Genomic DNA, 20164 nt, shown 5'->3' on the forward strand with positions numbered 1-20164 from the left:
TTGCTATTGAGAATGGTCTCAATTATAGGATGTCTAGTAGTTCTACTTCGAATACTAGAGCTGCAAATGGAGGGATTGCAGCACCTGCGCCACGCTCACCGTATGCTAGGTCTTGCGGGATGTATAGTTTCCACTTAGAGCCAACAGGCATTAGTTGAAGTGCTTCAACCCAGCCTTTGATTACGCCAGTTACTGGGAACTCAGCAGGTTGACCGCGAGATACAGAGCTGTCGAATACAGTGCCGTCAGTTAGCTCACCGTGGTAGTGAACACGTACTTGAGACGCCGCTGTTGGGATTTCACCAGTACCTTCAGTGATGATTTCGTACTGAAGACCAGACTCAAGAACGTTTACTTCTGGACGTAGAGCGTTATCTTTTAGGAACGCTTCGCCGTCAGCTGCTGCTGCTTTAGCTGCTTCTTGACGAGCTGCTTCTGCACGAGTGTGTAGCTCTTGAAGCGCGTTGTTGATCTCATCGATTTCGATAGATGGCATGTCACCAGTTAGTGCCGTTGCAATACCAGCAGCGATAGCGTCAACGCTAAGACCTTCTAGACCAGAACCAGCTAGTTGCTGACCCATTTGCAGACCAATACCGTAGCTAGCTTTCTGTTCTGCAGTTTCAAATTTAATTTCAGACATGAATGTCGCTCTTGTTAGGAGTGATAAAGGCACAGGATATCAGGTTCGAGCCTCGGTTTAAATGATTGAGCTCGAATGTCGCATTCTGGAGCAGAGGGTGTGACTTATCTCTTACTCCAAGTGAAATTTCTGCTAATTTACGCCAAATTACATTTTACTTTGGCGAAAAACATATACTCTCCGCGCTGGTATTTTTATACTGAGATTAGAAGTATTAAGGGACTCATCAGAATGAATCGTCGCAGAAAGAAAAAGCAGCAAGTCGACCACGTCGAATTGATGAAACAAAAGTTCGCTGCTATCGATTGGAAGCAGCCGTTTAGCAAAGAGAAGTGGCAGGAGAGGATCGAGCCTGTCACTCAGTTTTGGCACCGTCTTCCAAAACTACATCAACGTGCACTAATGGTATTGGTGCCTGTGGTGTTGGTGCTTCTGATCATTCCAGTGCCAAAAGATACTGAAGCACTTATCGATGATACTCAAGTTGAGAATCAACGTGTTGCCATTCAATTGAATGCGCAAAGCTTGAGTGAGCAGCGTTCTGCACAAAACTCAGAACCAAAGTCTGAGCAATGGAAAGAGTACACGGTAAAGAACGGCGATACACTGGCCCAAGTATTCCGCAGTAATCAACTGCCAATGGCGGACTTAAACGCCCTAGTTAAAATTGAAGGCAGCGACAAACCTTTAAGTCGAATCAAGCAAGGTCAATTGGTGCGCTTCAAGCTCGCTGACGATGGCAAATTAGATATGCTTCAACTTGAGAAAAGTGGTGAGTCGGTGATGTTCTTCCGTTTATCTGACGGGACATTCGGACGTAATAAATAACGTTCACTAGCAAGCATTCTAAAGGCGCGATGATTCGCGTCTTTTTTATGTCTGTAAGCTTACTTGCTGCTGGAACTCAATCTTGTGCCTGTTGATTGGCAAGTTGTCTTCTCTTATTCCATGGTAAGAGCGGTAATACGATCATCAGGATCCCTATTGCAGTCAGCCAATCTGGAATCTCGTCAAACCACCATATCCCAAAGAGTGTTACGAACACTAAGCCAGAGTATTCTGCTAAAGCAATTTCTCCGGCTGGAGCTTTTTGATATGCCATTACTGCCAAGCCGTTATAGCTTAGGATGCACACTGCACTTGCGATAACTAGTGTCAGTTCTTGCCAACTAATCGGCTGCCAATAAAACCAAGCCATTATCGCCGATATAGGCAGCGAGAACAGCGTGGTCCACCAAAGTGTGGTGACGACAGACTGTTCACTGGGTAGCTTTCTTACCAATATATTAAACATCGCCAGTGTGGTCGCCGTGCCGAGTGCAAATAGTGCAGCCCAATGAAAATGATCCGGCCTGAGCACCACTAAGACACCAAGGAACCCGAAGCAAGTGAGCAAGATTTTACTTAGTGGAGGATGCTCTTTGAGGAACAATATCGACAGCGGCAACATTAAAATCGGCGCTGCGTAAAAAACCGCGTTTGCAGTTGCCAGAGGGAGGTGAGTCACCGCAACCATCATACATCCGCTACCAATTAATATTAGATGCGCTCGCAACAAGGTAATAGGTGCTTGCTTTAGGCTACGTTTATCCGGTTGTTGTCTGAGATAGAAAGGTAGGATGAGCAGCAGTGAAGCCAACTGGCGCACAAACATATATTGGAACGGGCTAATGCCGCCTTCAATCAGTTTAACGGCGACATCGGAGAGTGACGCCGCCAAGTTGCCGATAACCAGTAATAGTAACGCCAGATGATGGGGTGACATTTAGCTTACTCGGCGCATATCCACATGAGGGATACCATCCTCAAGGTAGCTTTCGGAAATAACTTCAAAACCATGACTCGCATAGAAAGCCATCAGGTGTTCCTGTGCGCCGATATCTATCGTTTTACCTGCCCAAAGCTGTTGGCAATGTTGCAGGGCTTGCTCAAGCAGTTCATGTCCAAGACCACCACCACGAGCGCTTTGCTTGGTTACTACACGACCAATACTGACATTGTCGTAGGTGGTACCTGCAGGCAATAGGCGAGCACAGGCAACCAGTTCATCTCCTTTGTAACCTAATAGGTGAAAAACGCCTTCTAGTGTATCTTTGCCATCTAGCTCTGGATAAGGACAGGTTTGCTCCACCACAAAGACATCAACGCGCAAGCGCAGCATCTCGTAGAGTTGTGTCGTCGTCAGTTGAGAGAAAGGTAGGGCAGTCCAGTTGATCATTTTCAATATCCATTAATGAGCGAATGCAGCTGACTTTACGTCGTTTTCTGCTATTACTCATTAACAATGGTTAATTTTCACTGGTCTTCGTGACAAATCTGGCGATAATGTGCCCTCTTTTTCATCCCACCTGAGGATATTTCCCTGTGAGCAAACAAACTTTTGACCAAGTAGGGCTTAATCCAGCGCTACTAGAGACGCTTGAATCATTGAACTACACCCATATGACGCCAATTCAAGCGTTGAGCTTACCTGCGATTTTGAATCAGCGTGATGTGATTGGTCAGGGCAAAACAGGCTCAGGTAAAACCGCGGCATTTGGTCTGGGCGTATTGTCCAACCTAAATGTGAAGCGCTTCCGTGTACAATCTTTGGTGTTGTGCCCAACGCGTGAACTGGCTGATCAGGTGGCGAAAGAGATCCGTACGTTAGGTCGTGGTATTCACAACATTAAAGTACTGACATTGTGTGGTGGTATGCCAATGGGACCGCAAATCGGTTCACTAGAGCATGGCGCGCATATTCTGGTAGGTACGCCCGGTCGTATCCTTGATCACCTAGAGAAAGGTCGCATTAACCTAGAAGAGCTAAACACGCTGGTTCTAGATGAAGCAGACCGCATGCTGGAAATGGGCTTCCAAGACGCACTCGATGCGATCATTGATGCAGCACCGAAGCAACGTCAAACACTGCTATTCAGTGCGACTTTCCCAGAGAAGATCGAACAGATTGCTCAACGTATTATGCAATCACCAGAGATGATCAAAGTAGAATCGACACATGATACGTCGAGCATCGCGCAATACTTTTACAACGTTGAAGGTTCAGAAGCACGCGATGAAGCTCTGGCAAACCTACTACTGACGCACCAGCCAGAGTCAGCAGTAGTGTTCTGTAATACCAAGAAAGAAGTACAGAATGTGGCAGATGAACTGCATCACAAAGGCTTCAGTGTGGTGGACCTTCATGGCGATCTAGAACAACGTGAACGCGACCAAGCTCTGGTACAGTTTGCTAACAAGAGTGTGTCTATCCTTGTTGCAACAGACGTGGCAGCGCGTGGTTTAGACGTCGACAACCTTGATGCAGTATTTAACTTCGAACTGTCTCGTGACCCTGAAGTACACGTTCACCGTATTGGTCGTACTGGTCGTGCGGGCAGCAAAGGTCTGGCGTTCAGCTTCTTTGGTGAGAAAGATGGTCTACGTGTAGCTCGTATTGAAGAGTACCTAGATATGGATGTGGTACCAGCAACACTGCCAGCGAAATCAACTCAGCAGCCATACCAAGCGAAGATGGTGACGATTAATATCGATGGCGGTAAGAAACAGAAAGTACGTGCGGGTGACATCCTTGGCTGTTTGACCGGTAAAAATGGTATCACGGGTGCACAAGTGGGTAAGATTCAGTTAATGGCGATGCGTTCTTATGTCGCGGTAGAGAAATCTGTGGCGAAGAAAGCACTGCAAACCATCAGCAACGGTAAGATGAAAGGTCGTCAATTCCGAGCTCGTATTCTGAAGTAAGCAGAACCTCATTTAATGCAAAGGCGCTCGATATTGAGCGCCTTTGTTTTTTCCTGCCTACCTGATCTTATTCATTGCCTTTCTTTAAGCGCGACTTAATTCGGCTAAGACTGATCGCGGTAATCCCCAAGTAAGCGGCAATCTGGCTATCGGTAATGCGTTGTTCTAAGTCTGGATAGTGTTGACAAAACAGTTGGTAACGTTCTTCTGGTGAGTAAAGCAACATAAAACGTTCTTTGTTTTCTTTATGCATCAGTTGCGCTTCGAGCAGCTTTAAGTAGATAGGATGCTTTTCTTCACGCCACTGATGTAGCACTTCAACCGGTAAGCAAAACAGATGACAAGGTGTCAGCGTTTCCAATAAATACGGCGAAGGCTGATTTTTGATAAGCCCTTCAAAGCCAATCACCCAATCTTTTTCCCAGTAGAACTCTTTACTGAATTCCTTCCCTTTGTCGGTCAGATAACTGGCGTGGCACAATCCCTCTAACACAAAGTAGATGTGCGAGCTGAACTCACCTTGGTGATTGAGAATATGGCGTGTTGGCAGTTCAAGCTGTTGCCCATGTTCAATAAGCTGATTTGCCTCATTTTCGAGGAAGCCATGATTGATTAAGTCTGAAAAAAGATCGCTGTGCATGTGATAACTCAGAAACGGTTTTTCTCATTCTAACGGTTTTTACTGATAACAAAAAAGCGGCTCATGAGAGCCGCTTGAAATCATTGTCAAGTATACCCAAGTCATTCTCGCAGAACCTAGCATCTCGAGGTTACTTGGGCATACCCCTTATTTATTCAGGTCGATTTGGTAAATCGCGAAACCAACTTCGTCAGTTGCGACACGTTTCATCGGGTATTGCCCTTTCTCTTTGATGAACTGCGCAGCTTTATCACTTGGTGAGGTTTCAAAGCGAACATCAAGTTTGTTATCCGATTTGATTGGCGCGAAAGACCAGTTGTTATCTGCACTTGGTGTTACTTCACCTTGCTCTTTACTGATGCGAGAGATGTAAGCAGCAACTACTGAGCGGTTCTCATCTGGAGAATCAAATGCGATGAAATCCGGACCAGTGCCTGGGAAAGTCGCGCTGTAAGCACGGTAGTTGTTGGTTGCAATGATGAAGTCTTGCTTCGGATCAACCGGTTTTCCGTTATAAGTCAGGTTCACGATACGTTGTGAGTCTGGGTTGATCACGTTACAACTTGCGTCGTACTTCGGTGGTTGAGTGACATCGATTTGGTAGTTCACACCATCAATCACGTCGAAGTTATAAGTGCGGAAGTTATCCCAATTCAACAAAGACTGAGGTTTGGTGCTGTTGACATCAATCTGGTTGAACTGACCCGCGCTACACTCTAGCCATTCGTGAACTTCTTTGCCTTTAACCTTCATTGCTACCAGCGTATTCGGGTATAAGTAAAGATCCGCGGCATTACGGAAAGTCAGCTGGCCGGACTCTACTTCCGTGAAGCCATTTGGATCGTCTTTACGTCCGCCCACTTTAAATGGTGCAGCTGCGCTTAGTACTGGAATGTCTGCAAGATCTGGGTCGCCTTGGATAAAGCGTTCCACGTAATCTTTTTGAGCAAGGTTTACGATTTGAATCGTTGGATCATCTTGTACAAGCGCTAGGAAGCTGTACATCACATCATTTGCTTTACCGATTGGCTGATTGACGAATTCACGTGTGCCTTTGTGGTCATCAACAAGTGCATCCACGATGCCTTTATCGGCTTCCGCCAACGACTTTTTGTTGGCTTTGTCGAAGATAGGGCGAGCTTCAGATTGACCCTCAACAACTTGCCATTTGCCGTCTTTTTCTTTCAGCATCAAGTCCATTACGCCAACGTGGCTACCCCAGCGACCTGGCATGACTGCGGTTACGCCATTAATTGTGCCTTTTGCGTTGTCGACACCTTGCAGCTTGGCAAAGTCTTTACCTGGGAACACGGCGTGAGAGTGACCAAACGCAATCGCATCAATGCCTTCAACTTCTGTGAGATAGTAAACCGAGTTTTCAGCGCCGAGCTTGTATGGGTCAGTAGAAATGCCCGAGTGTGGAATCGCCACAATCACGTCAGCACCTTCTTTCTTCATCTGAGGAACCAGCTTTTTCGCAGTCTCAGTGATGTCTTCAGCGAAAACTTTACCTTCTAGGTTTTTCTTATCCCACACCATGATTTGCGGTGGTACGAAGCCGATGTAGCCCACTTTGATTTCGTGGCTTTGACCGTCGGTGTCTTTAAACGTGTGCGTTTTAATGAGATAAGGTTTGAAGTAGTGCTCACCTGTCTTCTTGTCGAAAACGTTAGCACTAACATAAGGGAAGTTCGCACCGTCGATAGAGTTTTTCAGGAACTCAAGACCGTAGTTGAATTCATGGTTACCAATGTTACCTACATCGTAATCCAACTGGTTCATCGCTTTGTATACCGGGTGGATTTCGCCAGCGTTAATCCCTTTCGCTGCCATGTAATCGCCCATCGGGCTGCCTTGAATCAAGTCGCCATTGTCGACCAATACACTGTTTACAGCTTCTTCACGAGCTTGCTTAACCAGTGTTGCCGCACGGCTAAGACCGATTTGTTGAGAAGGCTGATCTTTGTAGTAGTCGTAATCCATCACATTGGTGTGAATATCGGTGGTTTCGATAATACGTAGCTTAATAGTGTCTGCCATTGCTGGACCTGCAAGCGTCAACATACCGCTTAAAACTGCGACGGATACGGGATTAACTGCCATTTTCATGAGGTGCTCCAATTAAATGGGATAGAGGGGTCGTACAGCGTAATGTAACAAATATTAGTGCAAGCTCAGGCTAAGATGCAGAAAACTGTGAACATTAGGCAATTAAATGCGGAGGAAAGTGTCAAAGTGATGCCTTTTTCACCATTTTAAATGAGACCTAACAAAAGCTTCTTAGCAGTTTTTTGAATAAAAAATGAAATTTTAGAATTTCCGGTAATATAAACCCACCGCCATAATGCCATCCATAACGATATCAATGGATGATGAGCAAGCACATGGCAGTTAACGATTCAGTAACGAATTTTCCAATCAACAAGCCTCGGCTGGTTTCAAATAACCGAGCTGCCGATCTTCCGCGTTTTAGCAAGCAATCTCTTCAACCAGGTGAAGTTGCCCTTGTTGGTGCCGGTCCGGGTGACCCTGAGCTGTTAACACTGAAAGCACTTAACTGCCTACAACAGGCTGACGTCGTGCTTTACGACTACCTAGTGTCTGACGAGATCATGGCGCTAATTCCAAGCGAAACCATTTTGGTGTGCGTGGGTAAACGTGCTGGTCACCACAGTGTGCCGCAAGAAAAGACTAACCAATTGCTGGTGGACTTTGCCAAGCAAGGCTACAAAGTGGTGCGCATTAAAGGTGGCGATCCATTTGTGTTTGGTCGCGGTGGTGAAGAATTGGAAGTTTTGGCTGATGCCGGTGTTCGTTTCCAAGTAGTTCCAGGCATTACTGCCGCTGCGGGTGCGACTGCTTATGCCGGGATCCCGCTGACGCATCGTGATTACGCGCAGTCAGCACTGTTTGTTACGGGTCATCTTAAAGAAGAAAGTGACGACATGGACTGGTCGACATTAGCGCGCGGGAATCAGACTTTAGTGATCTACATGGGACTGATGAAATCACACTATATTCAGAATCAGCTCATCAAACATGGTAGGGCAGCCTCAACCCCTATCGCCATCATCGAGCGCGGTACGCAAATCCAGCAAAAAGTTTTCACCGGAGAACTTTCTCAACTATCTGAATTATCTAAAGAAGCTCAAGCTCCGTCTTTGATTGTTGTCGGCGAAGTTGTGCGTCTGTCTCAAAAGTTGGACTGGTTTTTGTCTAGTACTGAATTCAACAAAAGTGCTATTGCCAGCTCCATATAATTTCAGACCAAAGATTAGGGACTAATGAGCCTTCAAGCTTAAAAAGGAAAGACAAAACATGGACCAACAACGTTTAACTCACCTTAAACAACTCGAAGCGGAGAGTATTCATATCATCCGCGAAGTTGCGGCTGAGTTCGATAACCCAGTCATGATGTATTCGATTGGTAAAGATTCATCAGTCATGTTGCATCTTGCGCGTAAAGCCTTCTACCCAGGCAAAATTCCATTCCCACTACTGCACGTAGATACGGATTGGAAATTCCGCGAGATGATCGAGTTTCGTGATCGTACCGCTGAGAAATACGGCTTTGAGCTTTTGGTTCATAAGAACCCAGAAGGTCTAGCTATGGGATGTAGCCCATTTGTGCACGGCTCTTCTAAGCATACCGACATCATGAAGACTCAAGGTTTGAAGCAAGCTCTGAACAAGTATGGTTTTGATGCGGCATTCGGTGGTGCGCGTCGTGATGAAGAGAAGTCACGTGCAAAAGAGCGCGTGTACTCATTCCGCGATAAGAACCATACCTGGGATCCGAAAAACCAACGTCCGGAGCTTTGGAAAACATACAACGGTCAAGTAAACAAAGGGGAAAGCATTCGTGTGTTCCCACTTTCAAACTGGACTGAGCTGGATATCTGGCAATACATCTACCTAGAAAACATCGAGATTGTGCCTCTGTACCTTGCAGACAAGCGACCGGTTGTTGAGCGTGATGGCATGCTGATCATGGTAGACGATGACCGCATGGAGCTAGAACCAGGTGAAGTGATTGAAGAGAAGAGTGTTCGTTTCCGTACTTTGGGTTGTTACCCACTGACTGGCGCGATTGAGTCTGAAGCAAACACGCTAACAGGCATCATCGAAGAAATGCTGGTGGCAACCTCAAGTGAGCGCCAAGGTCGTGCGATCGACCACGATCAGTCAGGATCGATGGAACTTAAGAAACGTCAAGGTTACTTCTAAAGGATCTAAGGAAAGATAATGAACAGTGCAGTTGAAGCTCAGTTAGCCGAGCTTGGTATTGAAGGCTATTTAAAACAACACCAGTACAAGTCGTTACTTAGATTCCTGACTTGTGGTTCGGTAGATGACGGTAAAAGTACCCTAATCGGTCGCTTACTCCACGACTCAAAACAAATTTATGAAGATCAGCTAGCAGCGGTTCACTCGGATAGCCAACGCGTAGGTACCACGGGTGAAAAGCCAGATTTGGCATTGCTGGTAGATGGTCTACAAGCAGAACGCGAGCAGGGCATCACCATTGATGTGGCTTACCGTTATTTCTCAACGCAGAAACGTAAGTTCATCATTGCTGACACGCCAGGGCATGAGCAATACACGCGTAACATGGCAACAGGTGCATCGACCTGTGATTTGGCTGTGATTCTGGTTGATGCACGTAAAGGTGTGTTGGACCAAACGCGTCGTCACTCATTCATTTCTAACCTACTGGGTTTGAAACACTTTGTTGTCGCTATCAACAAAATGGACTTGGTGGATTACTCACAAGAACGTTTTGAAGAGATCCGTGATGAGTACTTACAGTTCTCAGAAAACCTAGCGGGTGAGACGGATATCCAAATCATTCCGTTGTCAGCGCTAGAAGGCGACAACGTAGTAGAGAAAGGACAAAACCTAAGTTGGTTTGAAGGTCCATCTCTGCTTGAGCTACTTGAGACTGTTGATGTTGACCACGAGAAAGGCGAAGGTGATTTCCGTTTCCCTGTTCAGTATGTAAACCGTCCTAATCTCGATTTCCGTGGTTTTGCGGGCACGATTTCATCAGGTTCAGTGAAAGTAGGTGATGCGATCAAGGCGCTGCCATCAGGCAAAACCTCAACCGTTGCACGCATCGTGACCTTTGATGGCGATGTACAAGAAGCCCAAGCAGGTCTGGCTGTGACGCTGACTCTGAATGACGAAATTGATATCAGTCGTGGTGATTTGCTGGTGCTGGAAAATGCACAAGTAGAATCAACTAACCACTTGTTGGCTGACGTGGTGTGGATGACAGAGCAACCGCTGCAACCGGGTCGTGATTACGACATTAAGATTGCTGGTAAGAAGACGGTTGGTCACGTTGAAGCGATTCGTCACCAGTACGACATCAACAATCTTTCTACTCACGGTGCAGCTGAATTGCCACTCAACGGCATCGGTTTGTGTGAGTGGTCGCTGAACGAATCTGTCGCATTGGATAACTACCAAGATTGTGCCGATACCGGCGGCTTCATCATCATCGATCGTCTGACCAATGTAACGGTTGGTGCAGGTATGGTGAAAGAAAGCCTAGCGGCTGTTGAGCGTGGTCTTGCGGATGTTTCAGCGTTCGAACTTGAACTCAATGCTTTGGTTCGTAAGCACTTCCCGCATTGGGAAGCTAAAGACCTGAGCCAGTTATTGAAGAAGTAATTGGTTCATTTAGCCTGACTGGATTGCGAAACCCGTCAGGCTGATTTCCCCCGAATCCAGAATGCTCCGGAAGCCCAAGAAACCGAGCATTCTGGCGTTCTTTTTCGCTTGCTTTGCTTTTTTGTCTGGTTACTCGTTTGTCACTCCGTGCAGCTAAGTTTGCACGAGTCGTTGTTGTGCCCATATCGGGTTTATTGGTAAGGATTGGCTATGTGGGAACAAGGATTTGTATTAGCGATTTTGCTTGGCATTATCACTTGTTTGCTCGTAACCAAAATCAAACCAAGCTACGTATTTGCTGGGGCCGCTTTCATTGCGTTTATGGCGGGGATGATTGAGCTCAATACCATTGCGGCAAACTTTACTAATTCTTCACTTCTGACCTTGGTGTTGTTGATTCTTGCATCGAGCGCATTAGAAAAAACGCTATTAATCAGTTGGGTCAGTCGCAGTATTTCTGAAGGGCACCTTGGCAGTGTGATCGCTAAGTTGGGTTTTTCTACTGCTTTGCTTTCTTCTTTTACTAATAATACTGCCGTTGTGGTGTCGTTAATTGGTGCGATTAAACGCAACCAACAACATGCGCCATCTAAGCTTTTGATTCCACTTTCTTATGCGGCGATTTTTGGTGGCACTTTGACGTTGATTGGTACTTCGACCAACTTAATCATCAACAGCTTTGTCGAAGATGCCGGTCTGCCAAGCTTGAGCTTCTTTACTCCAACCATGATTGGTTTAGCGGTGTTGGTGGGCGGTGTGCTGATTCTGATTCCGCTAAGTTACCTTTTGCCTAATTACGATGACCAAAACCAAGAAGACTTGCCTTACTTCTTAGAGTCTCGTGTCGAACCGGGCTCGCCACTGGTTGGACGTACTATTACGGAAAATAACTTACGCGCACTGAGAAAACTATTTTTGGCTGAAGTGATACGCGATGGTGTCAGTGTGCCTTCTGTTGGTCCTGATTTTGTGCTTAATGCTAAAGACCGATTACTATTTTGTGGTGATGTAGAGAGTGTTGCGACGCTACAAGAGATCCCAGGTTTAACGTTGTTTGGTCATCAACACCTCAACGGACAAAATTTTATGGAAGTGGTGGTGAGCTCATCGGCGACCTTCTGCCATAAAACGCTTAAAGAGAGCCGTTTTCGAGATCGATTTGATGCGGTGGTCGTGGCGATTCGCCGTGGTCATGAGCGTCTTGAAGGTGGCTTAGGCAATATCACTTTAGCCGCGGGTGATACGTTAGTTTTAGTTCCCGGTAAGCGCTTTGAAGCGGAACGCCGCGCGCATCGTAAAGAGTTCGTGTTGGTGAACGATTTAGATTCGAGTGCACGTTTGGATGCGAATAAATCGGCCTTGGTGTTGTTTGGCTTTGCTGCAGTGATTGGCTGTGCGTTGTTGGAACTCGTACCTATTATCAAAGGTCTGGCGGCGTATTTGATTGCGCTACTTGCCTTTGGTGTGATTCAACTTTCTGAACTTCGTCGTCGCTTCCCAATTGATATCGTGGTGATTGTTGGCTCTGCGTTATCTATTGCGCAATTGATGATTTCATCCGGCTTGTCGGTGCGTATGGGCAATATGTTTATCGAAGCCTTTAATGGCTGGGGCGTGTTTGGCGCTTTAGTTGCAACTTACATCATGACTCTGGTGCTAACGGAACTTGTCACCAATAATGCGGCGGCGGCGCTGTCTTTCCCTATTGGCTATAGCATGGCGGTAGGCTATGGCGTTGACCCAATGCCTTTCATTATGGCGGTGCTGTTTGGTGCCAGTGCCAGTTTTATCTCTCCTTACGGATACCAAACCAACTTGTTGGTATACAGCGTAGGGAATTACAAATTGACCGATTATGTGCGAATTGGCGTGCCGATTTCCATTGTGTATTCAGTGCTAGTACTGACGCTGATTCCGGTCTTCTTTCCGTTTTAATCTGTAAATTTACAAGGATACGTTATGACTGCCGAAACTCCGGTAAAAGATGAAAACATCGTTTGGCATCAGCACTCGGTTGATAAACAGTTTCGTGCTGGATTAAAAAAGCAGAAGCCTGCGGTACTTTGGTTTACTGGGCTATCAGGTGCAGGTAAATCAACGGTGGCGGGCGCATTGGAAAATCGCTTAGCCGAATTGGGTTATCACACTTATTTGCTCGATGGCGACAATGTGCGCCATGGCTTGTGCAGCGATTTAGGCTTTTCTGAGCAAGACCGTCGCGAGAACATTCGCCGTATTGGTGAGTTAGCAAAACTGATGGCAGATGCGGGGTTGATTGTTTTGTCAGCGTTTATTTCTCCTCACCGCGCTGAGCGTCAATTGGTGCGTGATCTACTGCCTGAGGGTGAGTTTATTGAAGTGTTCGTCAATGCGTCTCTAGAAGTATGTGAAGGTCGCGATCCAAAAGGCTTGTACAAAAAAGCACGCGCAGGTGAAATCCCGAATTTCACCGGTATTGACTCAGAATACCAAGCACCAGCAAACCCAGAAATTGATTTGCCTGCGGGCGAAAAGAGTGTCGAAGAGCTGGTGGAGTTGTGTTTAATTGACCTTAAACAACGTGGCGTGATCCGATAAAAAAGCATTTGGATCATAGGTGGCCAAAAAGTCATTGAGCGGATAAAAGAGCTTTTGGATCATAGGTGACCAAAAGCTCTTTTTGCTGTACTAAACGGTGTGATTCACCGTAGGTTTTGCTTCACTATGAACGCTAAATCTCTGATTTAAAAGCGCTAACATCTGATCGTAATACTGGTTGTTAGGTTTATTTCCGAGCAGTTTACACAACTCATTACCTGTTGGGGTAAAGCGGTAGTACAACAGGCGCACGCCTTTCGTATTTACCTGCAGTGATAAGTTTTTACCTTGATAGGTGAGCATCAAAGGCGTTTCAATGCCAATTTCTCCGGACTCTAATTCAGTGCTGTGCAGCAGTCCCAATTCAATCAACACTAACAAGCTTGAATAAGGAAGCTGGAAGCTGCCCATATTAAGATTGCTAGTGGTATCGCGTTTGCCAAAGCTGAACATCCCGCCATGCGCTTTGTAGCCAATCAGCAGTTTGCGACTGGTATCTCCACCGAAGCTGCATGCCAGTGTGGCTGCCCGTTGCAGAGTCTGTGCTTCTCTCGGCGACATATCTTTAAGGACTTTAAGCGCTTTCATCGATGTTGAGCCGGGGTTGGTCACTTCGCGCTTCATGACTTGTGCCCACAACTTTTGCATTGAGCTGTTGTGGATGTCCTGAGCCATATCGAAAAAACGATACAACCAGTCTTGGTCAGGTTCACCTGCGGTCTCATCTCGACATGAGCTGTGCGCCAGTTTTAGGATCTGCTCTAAGTTCTTTTGTCTTTGCTCTTGGCGGCGTTGTTCACGCAATTGAGCGCGTTCTAGTGCGGTTTTAGCTGGAGGATCACTTTGCAACAATGCGTCTAACCCGTAGATTTGGGCAATGCTTTGAACACGGCTTGCACTGTCTTTAATGTAGCCAGACTTCTTTTCATGATGAGTATGTTTTTGTTGTGTGGGTTCGTGTTCGATAACAACAGGTTGCTTTGTTGGTTCTGCCATTTCATTTCCTACCAAGACTGGCGATTAGCGCTTGCTTAAATTTACACCTTTCCTGTTTTCTCGACCAGAGAGGCATGTCCGGATTTTGACAGAATAAGGACTATTCAAAATGATAATGAGTTGTTAAAATTGTTATCGTTATTTTGGAGGGGTGATGAAATATTCAGACGCAAGCAAACTGAGAAAACACCTGTCGATAGCGCTACTTTTGGTTTTGTATGTTGGCGTGTTAGCGTATTTATCTCGTTACATCGTATAAACAGCAGGCATAAAAAAGGCGCCGAACCGACGCCTAGTGTATTTATTTAATCAAGCAGACATTACATGTCATCGTAGGGTTCGATTGATGAGCCTTCAATCACGTAGGCAGTTTCTGCCAACTCATGTTCAATGGTCTCGGTTTTTAACGTTCCCACCACATAAATGACATCCCAAAGCTCCTGCACTGGGGCTCCTTTCGGGAATTTTACATAGATGATCTGATTTGGTGGTGGTGGCGGAACATGGATACAAGCGCCAAAATATGGCACCAGTAGGAATTCCGTCACCGTATTCGCATCACCTTCTAATGGGATGACAAAGCCCGGGATTTTCACTTTGCTGCCGTTAAGCTCAGGGCGAACATTACCAATCTTAGATTGAAGTGCCGCACCACCATTGTGGTCAGTGGCTGGCATGCCAACACTGTCGAACATCTTGCGCTCATTCTCTGGCACAAGATCAATCCAATCGAGCGTTAATGGTTCATCACTTGCCATTACTGGCGCAGTGAAGGAAATCAGTAGCAAACAGCTAGCGAGTATCTTTTTCCACATTTTTACTAAATCCTAATTGTCATTCCATCACTGAGCGATTGTCGGTAAGCGCGGAATGCTGGGATGAAGCCAATCACAATACCTGCACACTGTACAAAGCCAAGCAACATCCATTCATACGGCGACAGTGCCGTTAAGGTTAGGTGTATACCATAACTTTGTTGGATTATTGGTTGCAAGAGGGCAAGAATGGAATACAAGCCCGCAACACCAGTAATGATGCCTGCAAACGTCAGTAAACTCGCTTCACTGATCAGTAATGAGAAGACGTGTTTAGGTCTTGCCCCCATCGCACGCAGAATTGCCATTTCACGGCGGCGTTCTTGTAAGCTGGTTAGCAAGCTACTCAACATACCCAATAAACCTGCAACGACTACGAAGCCTGAGACTGCCATCAGTGCTTGTTCTGCAACCGACATCATGCCCCATAATTCATGCAGAGCGACGCCCGGCATGATGGCGCTAAGCGGCTCTTTCGGGTAAGTATTAATTTGTCTTTGCAGAGCAAAAGTCTGAATGCGTGATTTCAAGCCAACCAACATGGCAGTGATCTGTTTAGGTTGGAAGTCTCTGGCTTTGAGCTCAGCCGCACTTGGTGTCGGACCTAAGCGAGCCCCGCTTTCCCAACCGACGTGAATCGCTTCAATCGCTTCTAGAGAAACATGGACAGTTTTGTCCACCGGAGTGCCAGTAGGCGCAAGAATCCCCACCACTTTAAATGGCAAGTTATCGTGTCGACTGAAGCCGACATCACTGATGCCATGAGCAATGATGATTTCGCTACCAATCTTATAGCCAAGTTGTTTCGCAACATCAGAGCCAAGTACGGTTTCAAATAAGCCATTGAATTCTCTACCTTCAGAGAAGGTTAGTGGTTGCTTACTTCCATACTTATAATGTTCGAAATAGCTGTGGTTGGTCCCCATGACTCGAAAGCCTTTGTGTGAATCACCCAGCGAGATTGGAATCGCCCAATCTACAGCGCGGTGGTTAGCAAACTCTTGGTAGCTCTTCCAGTCAATGTTGTTTGTGGCATTACCAATTCTGAATACCGAGTACAACAACAGGTTCACTTGCCCTGAGCGACCTCCGACAATTAAGTCTGTACCAGAAATGGTGTTAGCGAAGCTGTCTTTTGCTTGGGTTCGAATGCGTTCTACACCCAATAGTAGGACAACAGAAATTGCGACTGTCATGATGGTGAGAATAGCAGTCGCCTTGCGGTTCATCAGGCTTTTCCAAGCGAGCTTTACAACTGCACTCATGATGCGGCTCCTAGGGTTTGCACTTGATTGATTTCAGGTAGATTGAGTGTTCGGTCAAACAAGGACTCTAGCGTCGGGTCATGGCTGACAAAAACCAGTGTCGCGTTAGCAAGGTTGGCTTGCTCCATTAATAGTTCAATAAAAGCCTTACGGTTGTCATGATCCAATGCAGATGTCGGTTCATCGGCAATCACCAATTCAGGCTGACCGATCAAAGCGCGTGCGGCTGCGACACGTTGTTGCTGACCAATGCTGAGTTCTGATACTGGCTTGTCATGCAGTGCTTTTGGTAAACGTAAGCGCTCCAATAACGTCGTTGCTTGTTGCTCCAGTGATGCCGTAGAAGCATTTGGAGCAACGCGGTCGCGGCGAATTCTGCTGAATTGGCATGGAATTAGGACATTCTCAATCACATTTAGGTAAGGCAACAAATTGAATTGTTGGAAGATATAGCCAATGTGATCGGCACGAAATTTGTCTCTTTGGCTTGCTCTTAGGCTGGCGATATCAGTGTCCAATACCGACAGTGAGCCAGATGTGAGTGTGTTGATGCCAGTTAACAAAGCAAGCAGAGTCGATTTACCACAGCCGCTAGGACCTTTGATAAAGACATGCTCGCCTTGAGCAATGTGAAGTTGCGGGATGTTAATGGTCGCGTTTTCTGAGCCGGGCCAGACAAACTGGGCGTTAGATAGCTCAACAACGTTTGACGTGGTTTCAGTCATAGTAAATCACCAAAGCAATGGCGTGTAAGTGGGTACTTACACGCCATATGAGTTATTTAATTGCGATCTTTGCGTTGTCTTTGCTTAGGTTAGTCGCAGACTGAGTGGTGTCAGTGAACAGGTTCACACTGATAGATTCCGTTGCTGGGAATTGCTTAAACCAAGTCGTATCGATGCTGTTTAGGTCTGCAACTGAATCACAGTGGTAGCGGTACTCTACGGTGAATTCACCATGACCACCGTGTTCATGGTCATGACCTTCGTGATGCTCGTGACCGTCATGATCGTGGTGGTCATCATGCTCATCATGATCATGGTCTTTATGCTTGTCATGGTCATGGTCATGGTCATGTTTATCGTGATCATGCCCTTCGTGGTCATGTTTATCATGATCGTGACCTCCATGGTCGTGGTGATCATGACCTTCGTGTGACTCTTCTCCTAGCGTGTGAGCTACATGTACATCTTCAATTACACACTTTGCTTGCTGGTTGATAGCAAACAGTTTGTTCGTGTCTTTTAGAGCAGCAATAGCATTATTCAGTGCATTTTCTTGTTCTGCGTTTTCTGGTGCATGCTCAAAGCCCACTACGTCAGCACCTGGAGATGTGATTTCGATCAATAGGTCTTTACCGTCTTGAGCAATATTGAATTCTACGTGACCGTGCACGTGTGCTTCATGTTGACGGTATTCTTCAGCGTTAGCAGTAGCGGTTAGTGATAGACCGATAACAAGAGCTAGAGCGTGTTTAGATGGCATTTTCTTATCCTAATTTTGCTTAATTTTCTGATGTGGTTGCAGTTCAAATCGTGCGACTAGCAACCTTAATTTCTTATAAGGGGACTTCTTAAGTTTAAGCAAAAATAGGAGGTGCACGCGCAGTATAACGCACGTCGCTAAGGCTGAACTGCCGTTCTATGACGTCAGAGTGTGCGGCGCGCTGGTAGGTTGGAGGGATTATCTCCGGTAACTGCTTGACCAAACCATGTTGTGCACCAGCAAACAGCTGGCAATGATGATGGCTATGATGCTCTGAGATGAGATCAAGTTGATGCGCGATGGTTGCAAAGTTCCAGGTAAGCAGCAGCGCAACACTGAGTAATATGACAGTGCGACGCCAATGATGTGTGGTGACTTGCCAACGAGAATGCATCTTAAAACCTGAAACGATACCTAGTGTTATAATATAACACCCATTTTCGTTAAAAGTTCACTCTTTTGTTCGTTTTGGGTAAATTATCTAGGTGAAATAAGAGCTTACGCTCAGGAAAATAGGGGGCTCTTTGCTTAAAGTGTGTAATGAGCGGAGAGCTGTATACCCAAGCATCTCGAGGTTACTTGGGTATATATCAACAGATCTAAATATTCTGTTTGATTAAGCCAAGCACTTGAGTGATTTCGTCAGGCGTTAATGCGCCCTCTTTTACAAACAAAATCTTACCTTGCTTATCTTGGACTACGATTGCAGAGCTTTCTTCTTGCAGTGCCCATGTGTTTGCTACAACACCGTTTTCATCCAGCACCATTGAAGACCAAGGGAATTCTTGTTTGCTGTCTTGCGCCGATGATTTTACAAATGAACCTGTTCCCCAAACAGCATCATCTTGGTTAATGATGGTAGTCGTTTGGTAAGCGTCTTCTGGGAATTTCGCTTCAGTTAGCGCTGTCATTAGTGGTGCGTTCATCGCTTTTGAGCTGCTGCGTCCTGCAATTGCATGAATGACACGAACTTTACCCAGCATGTTTTGAGTTGCCCAAGGCTGGTAAGCGACACCTTCGCCTTGCAGTACGATTTCACCATAAGCATCGACTTTTGCTGCGGGTACACTCTCACCAACAGATAGGTTATGAGCCAGAGCCAGACCCGGAGCAAGAGCGAATAGAAGAGGGAGGAGAGTCTTAGTTTTCATGTTGTTATGTTCCATATGGGTTGTGAGACTCACCAAGTATATACGTACGGTGCATAAAAATGTAGAACCTGTAATAACAATTATTTAACGTATGCCATCTAATAATGTTGCGTTCACGTTGGAATTTGATAGAATGAAGTTCGTCGCAAATTGCGCATAAAGGTTGCCAAGGAAAGAGCAATCGGTGTTTTCTCAAAAGGATGTTGAGGTTGGTTATGCTACGTGAGTTTGCTGTGTACCGTCCACGTCAGGTGGCGCGTTTCGTTAAGACTTTATTCAAAGGTCAATTCTCAATTGCAGGTATTGGTGAGTTCCGTTTTGACAATGGAAAAGTGCTACTACCTGATGTCAAAAATCCCAAGCAACTCTCTGTATTTAGAGAAGTAAACCAAGCGATTTTATCTCTTCCAGTGTGATGACAAGAATTGTAAAAGAGCGACTTTTGTCGCTCTTTTTCGTTGTGGTTAACTTTGTAGGCTTGGTGGGAAGCACACACCCGTACCACCTAAACCACAATAACCGTTAGGGTTCTTCGCTAGGTATTGCTGGTGGTAAGTTTCAGCAAAGTAATAAGGGCCTGCTGCTTGGATCTCTGTAGTGATTGCTGAACGTTGATCTTCTTGCAGTGCTTGCTGATATTGAGCTTTTGATTTTTCAGCGGCATCTTGTTGTTCTTGAGAATAGGTGTAGATCGCTGAGCGGTATTGAGTACCCAAATCGTTGCCTTGACGCATACCTTGAGTTGGGTCGTGTTTTTCCCAGAATGCCGCAAGTAACTGCTCTATAGAAATTACGGCTTCATCGAATACGACACGAACAACTTCTGTGTGTCCGGTTTTTCCAGAGCAGACTTCTTCGTAAGTTGGATTTGGAGTATAACCGCCAGCGTAACCGACCGATGTTGAGATTACGCCATCGAGTTGCCAAAACAAGCGTTCAGCTCCCCAAAAGCATCCCATGCCAAACAAAATCTGTTGCTGGTTAGCTTGTGGCTGCGCCGTTAAACTCGATTGATTGACAAAATGAGTGTCGTCGATCTGCATTGATGCCTCTCTACCGGGCAGTGCATCTTCTATACTGATCATTGTCTGTTTGTTGAGCATGGTATTTGTCCTTTAATACGTGTCTTAATTTTGCGAAAAAATCTATTCAGTCTGAATATGATGTTGTGA

At 45.9% G+C, this 20164-nt stretch carries 21 protein-coding genes; 8 read left to right on the forward strand and 13 right to left on the reverse strand.

Features of this window, described 5'->3' with window-relative positions; translation table 11 throughout:
• Positions 1 to 22 precede the first annotated feature (22 nt).
• On the reverse strand, positions 23 to 643 hold the full coding sequence (locus tag ABMY42_RS16295; RefSeq protein WP_005450553.1) for an FKBP-type peptidyl-prolyl cis-trans isomerase: 621 nt from the start codon (positions 641 to 643) through the stop codon (positions 23 to 25).
• Positions 644 to 874: 231 nt separating this feature from the next.
• On the opposite strand from ABMY42_RS16295, the gene ABMY42_RS16300 reads away from it, so the two are divergent.
• Entirely contained in the window at positions 875 to 1471 is a 597-nt protein-coding gene (locus ABMY42_RS16300) for a LysM-like peptidoglycan-binding domain-containing protein (RefSeq protein ID WP_005450551.1), read from the forward strand.
• A gap of 76 nt (positions 1472 to 1547) precedes the next feature.
• Here ABMY42_RS16300 and ABMY42_RS16305 read toward each other — a convergent pair whose 3' ends face one another.
• Together ABMY42_RS16305 and ABMY42_RS16310 are read right to left on the reverse strand one after the other, a co-directional pair.
• Positions 1548 to 2408, reverse strand: a complete 861-nt coding sequence (locus ABMY42_RS16305; protein WP_009698874.1) for a DMT family transporter — start codon at positions 2406 to 2408, stop codon at positions 1548 to 1550.
• On the reverse strand, positions 2409 to 2861 hold the full coding sequence (locus ABMY42_RS16310; protein WP_005450547.1) for a GNAT family N-acetyltransferase: 453 nt from the start codon (positions 2859 to 2861) through the stop codon (positions 2409 to 2411).
• A gap of 146 nt (positions 2862 to 3007) precedes the next feature.
• Here ABMY42_RS16310 and dbpA point away from each other — a divergent pair, with 146 nt between their 5' ends.
• Positions 3008 to 4387 (forward strand): ATP-dependent RNA helicase DbpA, encoded by a 1380-nt coding sequence (gene dbpA / locus ABMY42_RS16315; protein ID WP_005430562.1) that lies wholly within the window; start codon positions 3008 to 3010, stop codon positions 4385 to 4387.
• Between the two features lie 67 nt (positions 4388 to 4454).
• On the opposite strand, the gene ABMY42_RS16320 is transcribed toward dbpA, so the two are convergent.
• Entirely contained in the window at positions 4455 to 5027 is a 573-nt protein-coding gene (locus tag ABMY42_RS16320; RefSeq protein WP_009698873.1) for a Crp/Fnr family transcriptional regulator, read from the reverse strand.
• A 147-nt stretch (positions 5028 to 5174) separates the two neighbouring features.
• Positions 5175 to 7136 carry a 2',3'-cyclic-nucleotide 2'-phosphodiesterase gene (gene cpdB, locus ABMY42_RS16325; RefSeq protein ID WP_009698872.1) on the reverse strand — a complete coding sequence of 654 codons (1962 nt, stop codon included), beginning with the start codon at positions 7134 to 7136 and terminating at the stop codon, positions 5175 to 5177.
• Positions 7137 to 7411: 275 nt separating this feature from the next.
• Between cpdB and cobA the strand changes: the two genes are divergently transcribed.
• From cobA to cysC, 5 genes are all read left to right on the forward strand, one after another.
• The gene (cobA, locus tag ABMY42_RS16330) at positions 7412 to 8287 is read left to right on the forward strand and encodes a uroporphyrinogen-III C-methyltransferase (RefSeq protein ID WP_009698871.1); all 876 of its coding nucleotides are present in this window, start codon (positions 7412 to 7414) and stop codon (positions 8285 to 8287) included.
• 58 nt (positions 8288 to 8345) lie between these two features.
• Positions 8346 to 9254 carry a sulfate adenylyltransferase subunit CysD gene (gene cysD, locus ABMY42_RS16335; protein WP_005450539.1) on the forward strand — a complete coding sequence of 303 codons (909 nt, stop codon included), beginning with the start codon at positions 8346 to 8348 and terminating at the stop codon, positions 9252 to 9254.
• A gap of 18 nt (positions 9255 to 9272) precedes the next feature.
• Positions 9273 to 10703, forward strand: coding sequence for a sulfate adenylyltransferase subunit CysN (cysN, locus tag ABMY42_RS16340; RefSeq protein WP_005528550.1), 1431 nt, complete (start codon positions 9273 to 9275; stop codon positions 10701 to 10703).
• 210 nt (positions 10704 to 10913) lie between these two features.
• Positions 10914 to 12638, forward strand: coding sequence for an SLC13 family permease (locus ABMY42_RS16345; RefSeq protein ID WP_009698870.1), 1725 nt, complete (start codon positions 10914 to 10916; stop codon positions 12636 to 12638).
• 24 nt (positions 12639 to 12662) lie between these two features.
• The gene (gene cysC / locus ABMY42_RS16350; RefSeq protein ID WP_005450533.1) at positions 12663 to 13280 is read left to right on the forward strand and encodes an adenylyl-sulfate kinase; all 618 of its coding nucleotides are present in this window, start codon (positions 12663 to 12665) and stop codon (positions 13278 to 13280) included.
• Positions 13281 to 13370: 90 nt separating this feature from the next.
• Here the strand turns inward: cysC and ABMY42_RS16355 are convergent, their stop codons facing one another.
• From ABMY42_RS16355 to ABMY42_RS16385, 7 genes are all read right to left on the reverse strand, one after another.
• Positions 13371 to 14276 carry a TIGR03899 family protein gene (locus ABMY42_RS16355; protein WP_009698869.1) on the reverse strand — a complete coding sequence of 302 codons (906 nt, stop codon included), beginning with the start codon at positions 14274 to 14276 and terminating at the stop codon, positions 13371 to 13373.
• 320 nt (positions 14277 to 14596) lie between these two features.
• On the reverse strand, positions 14597 to 15091 hold the full coding sequence (locus ABMY42_RS16360; protein WP_005450528.1) for a DUF3299 domain-containing protein: 495 nt from the start codon (positions 15089 to 15091) through the stop codon (positions 14597 to 14599).
• A gap of 5 nt (positions 15092 to 15096) precedes the next feature.
• Complete coding sequence (locus ABMY42_RS16365) at positions 15097 to 16356, reverse strand: ABC transporter permease (RefSeq protein ID WP_005450526.1); 1260 nt, start codon at positions 16354 to 16356, stop codon at positions 15097 to 15099.
• Complete coding sequence (locus ABMY42_RS16370; protein ID WP_029788842.1) at positions 16353 to 17081, reverse strand: ABC transporter ATP-binding protein; 729 nt, start codon at positions 17079 to 17081, stop codon at positions 16353 to 16355. Before ABMY42_RS16370 ends, ABMY42_RS16365 begins: the two co-directional genes overlap by 4 nt.
• A 52-nt stretch (positions 17082 to 17133) precedes the next feature.
• A complete protein-coding gene (locus tag ABMY42_RS16375) occupies positions 17134 to 17841 on the reverse strand; it encodes a DUF2796 domain-containing protein (RefSeq protein ID WP_069686797.1) in 708 nt (235 codons plus the stop codon).
• 94 nt (positions 17842 to 17935) lie between these two features.
• Positions 17936 to 18235: a DUF2607 family protein gene (locus ABMY42_RS16380; RefSeq protein ID WP_349266552.1), complete on the reverse strand. Its 300-nt coding sequence runs from the start codon at positions 18233 to 18235 to the stop codon at positions 17936 to 17938.
• Positions 18236 to 18440: 205 nt separating this feature from the next.
• A complete protein-coding gene (locus ABMY42_RS16385; protein WP_026000311.1) occupies positions 18441 to 18992 on the reverse strand; it encodes a YtfJ family protein in 552 nt (183 codons plus the stop codon).
• A gap of 215 nt (positions 18993 to 19207) precedes the next feature.
• Between ABMY42_RS16385 and ABMY42_RS16390 the strand changes: the two genes are divergently transcribed.
• Positions 19208 to 19408: a DUF1107 domain-containing protein gene (locus ABMY42_RS16390; RefSeq protein WP_005450516.1), complete on the forward strand. Its 201-nt coding sequence runs from the start codon at positions 19208 to 19210 to the stop codon at positions 19406 to 19408.
• A gap of 48 nt (positions 19409 to 19456) precedes the next feature.
• Here ABMY42_RS16390 and msrA read toward each other — a convergent pair whose 3' ends face one another.
• Positions 19457 to 20095: a peptide-methionine (S)-S-oxide reductase MsrA gene (gene msrA / locus ABMY42_RS16395; protein WP_009698864.1), complete on the reverse strand. Its 639-nt coding sequence runs from the start codon at positions 20093 to 20095 to the stop codon at positions 19457 to 19459.
• Between the last annotated feature and the right edge of the window lie 69 nt (positions 20096 to 20164).

Source organism: Vibrio sp. SSH13-20 (assembly GCF_040104475.1).
In the GTDB taxonomy this organism is placed as follows: domain Bacteria; phylum Pseudomonadota; class Gammaproteobacteria; order Enterobacterales; family Vibrionaceae; genus Vibrio; species Vibrio harveyi.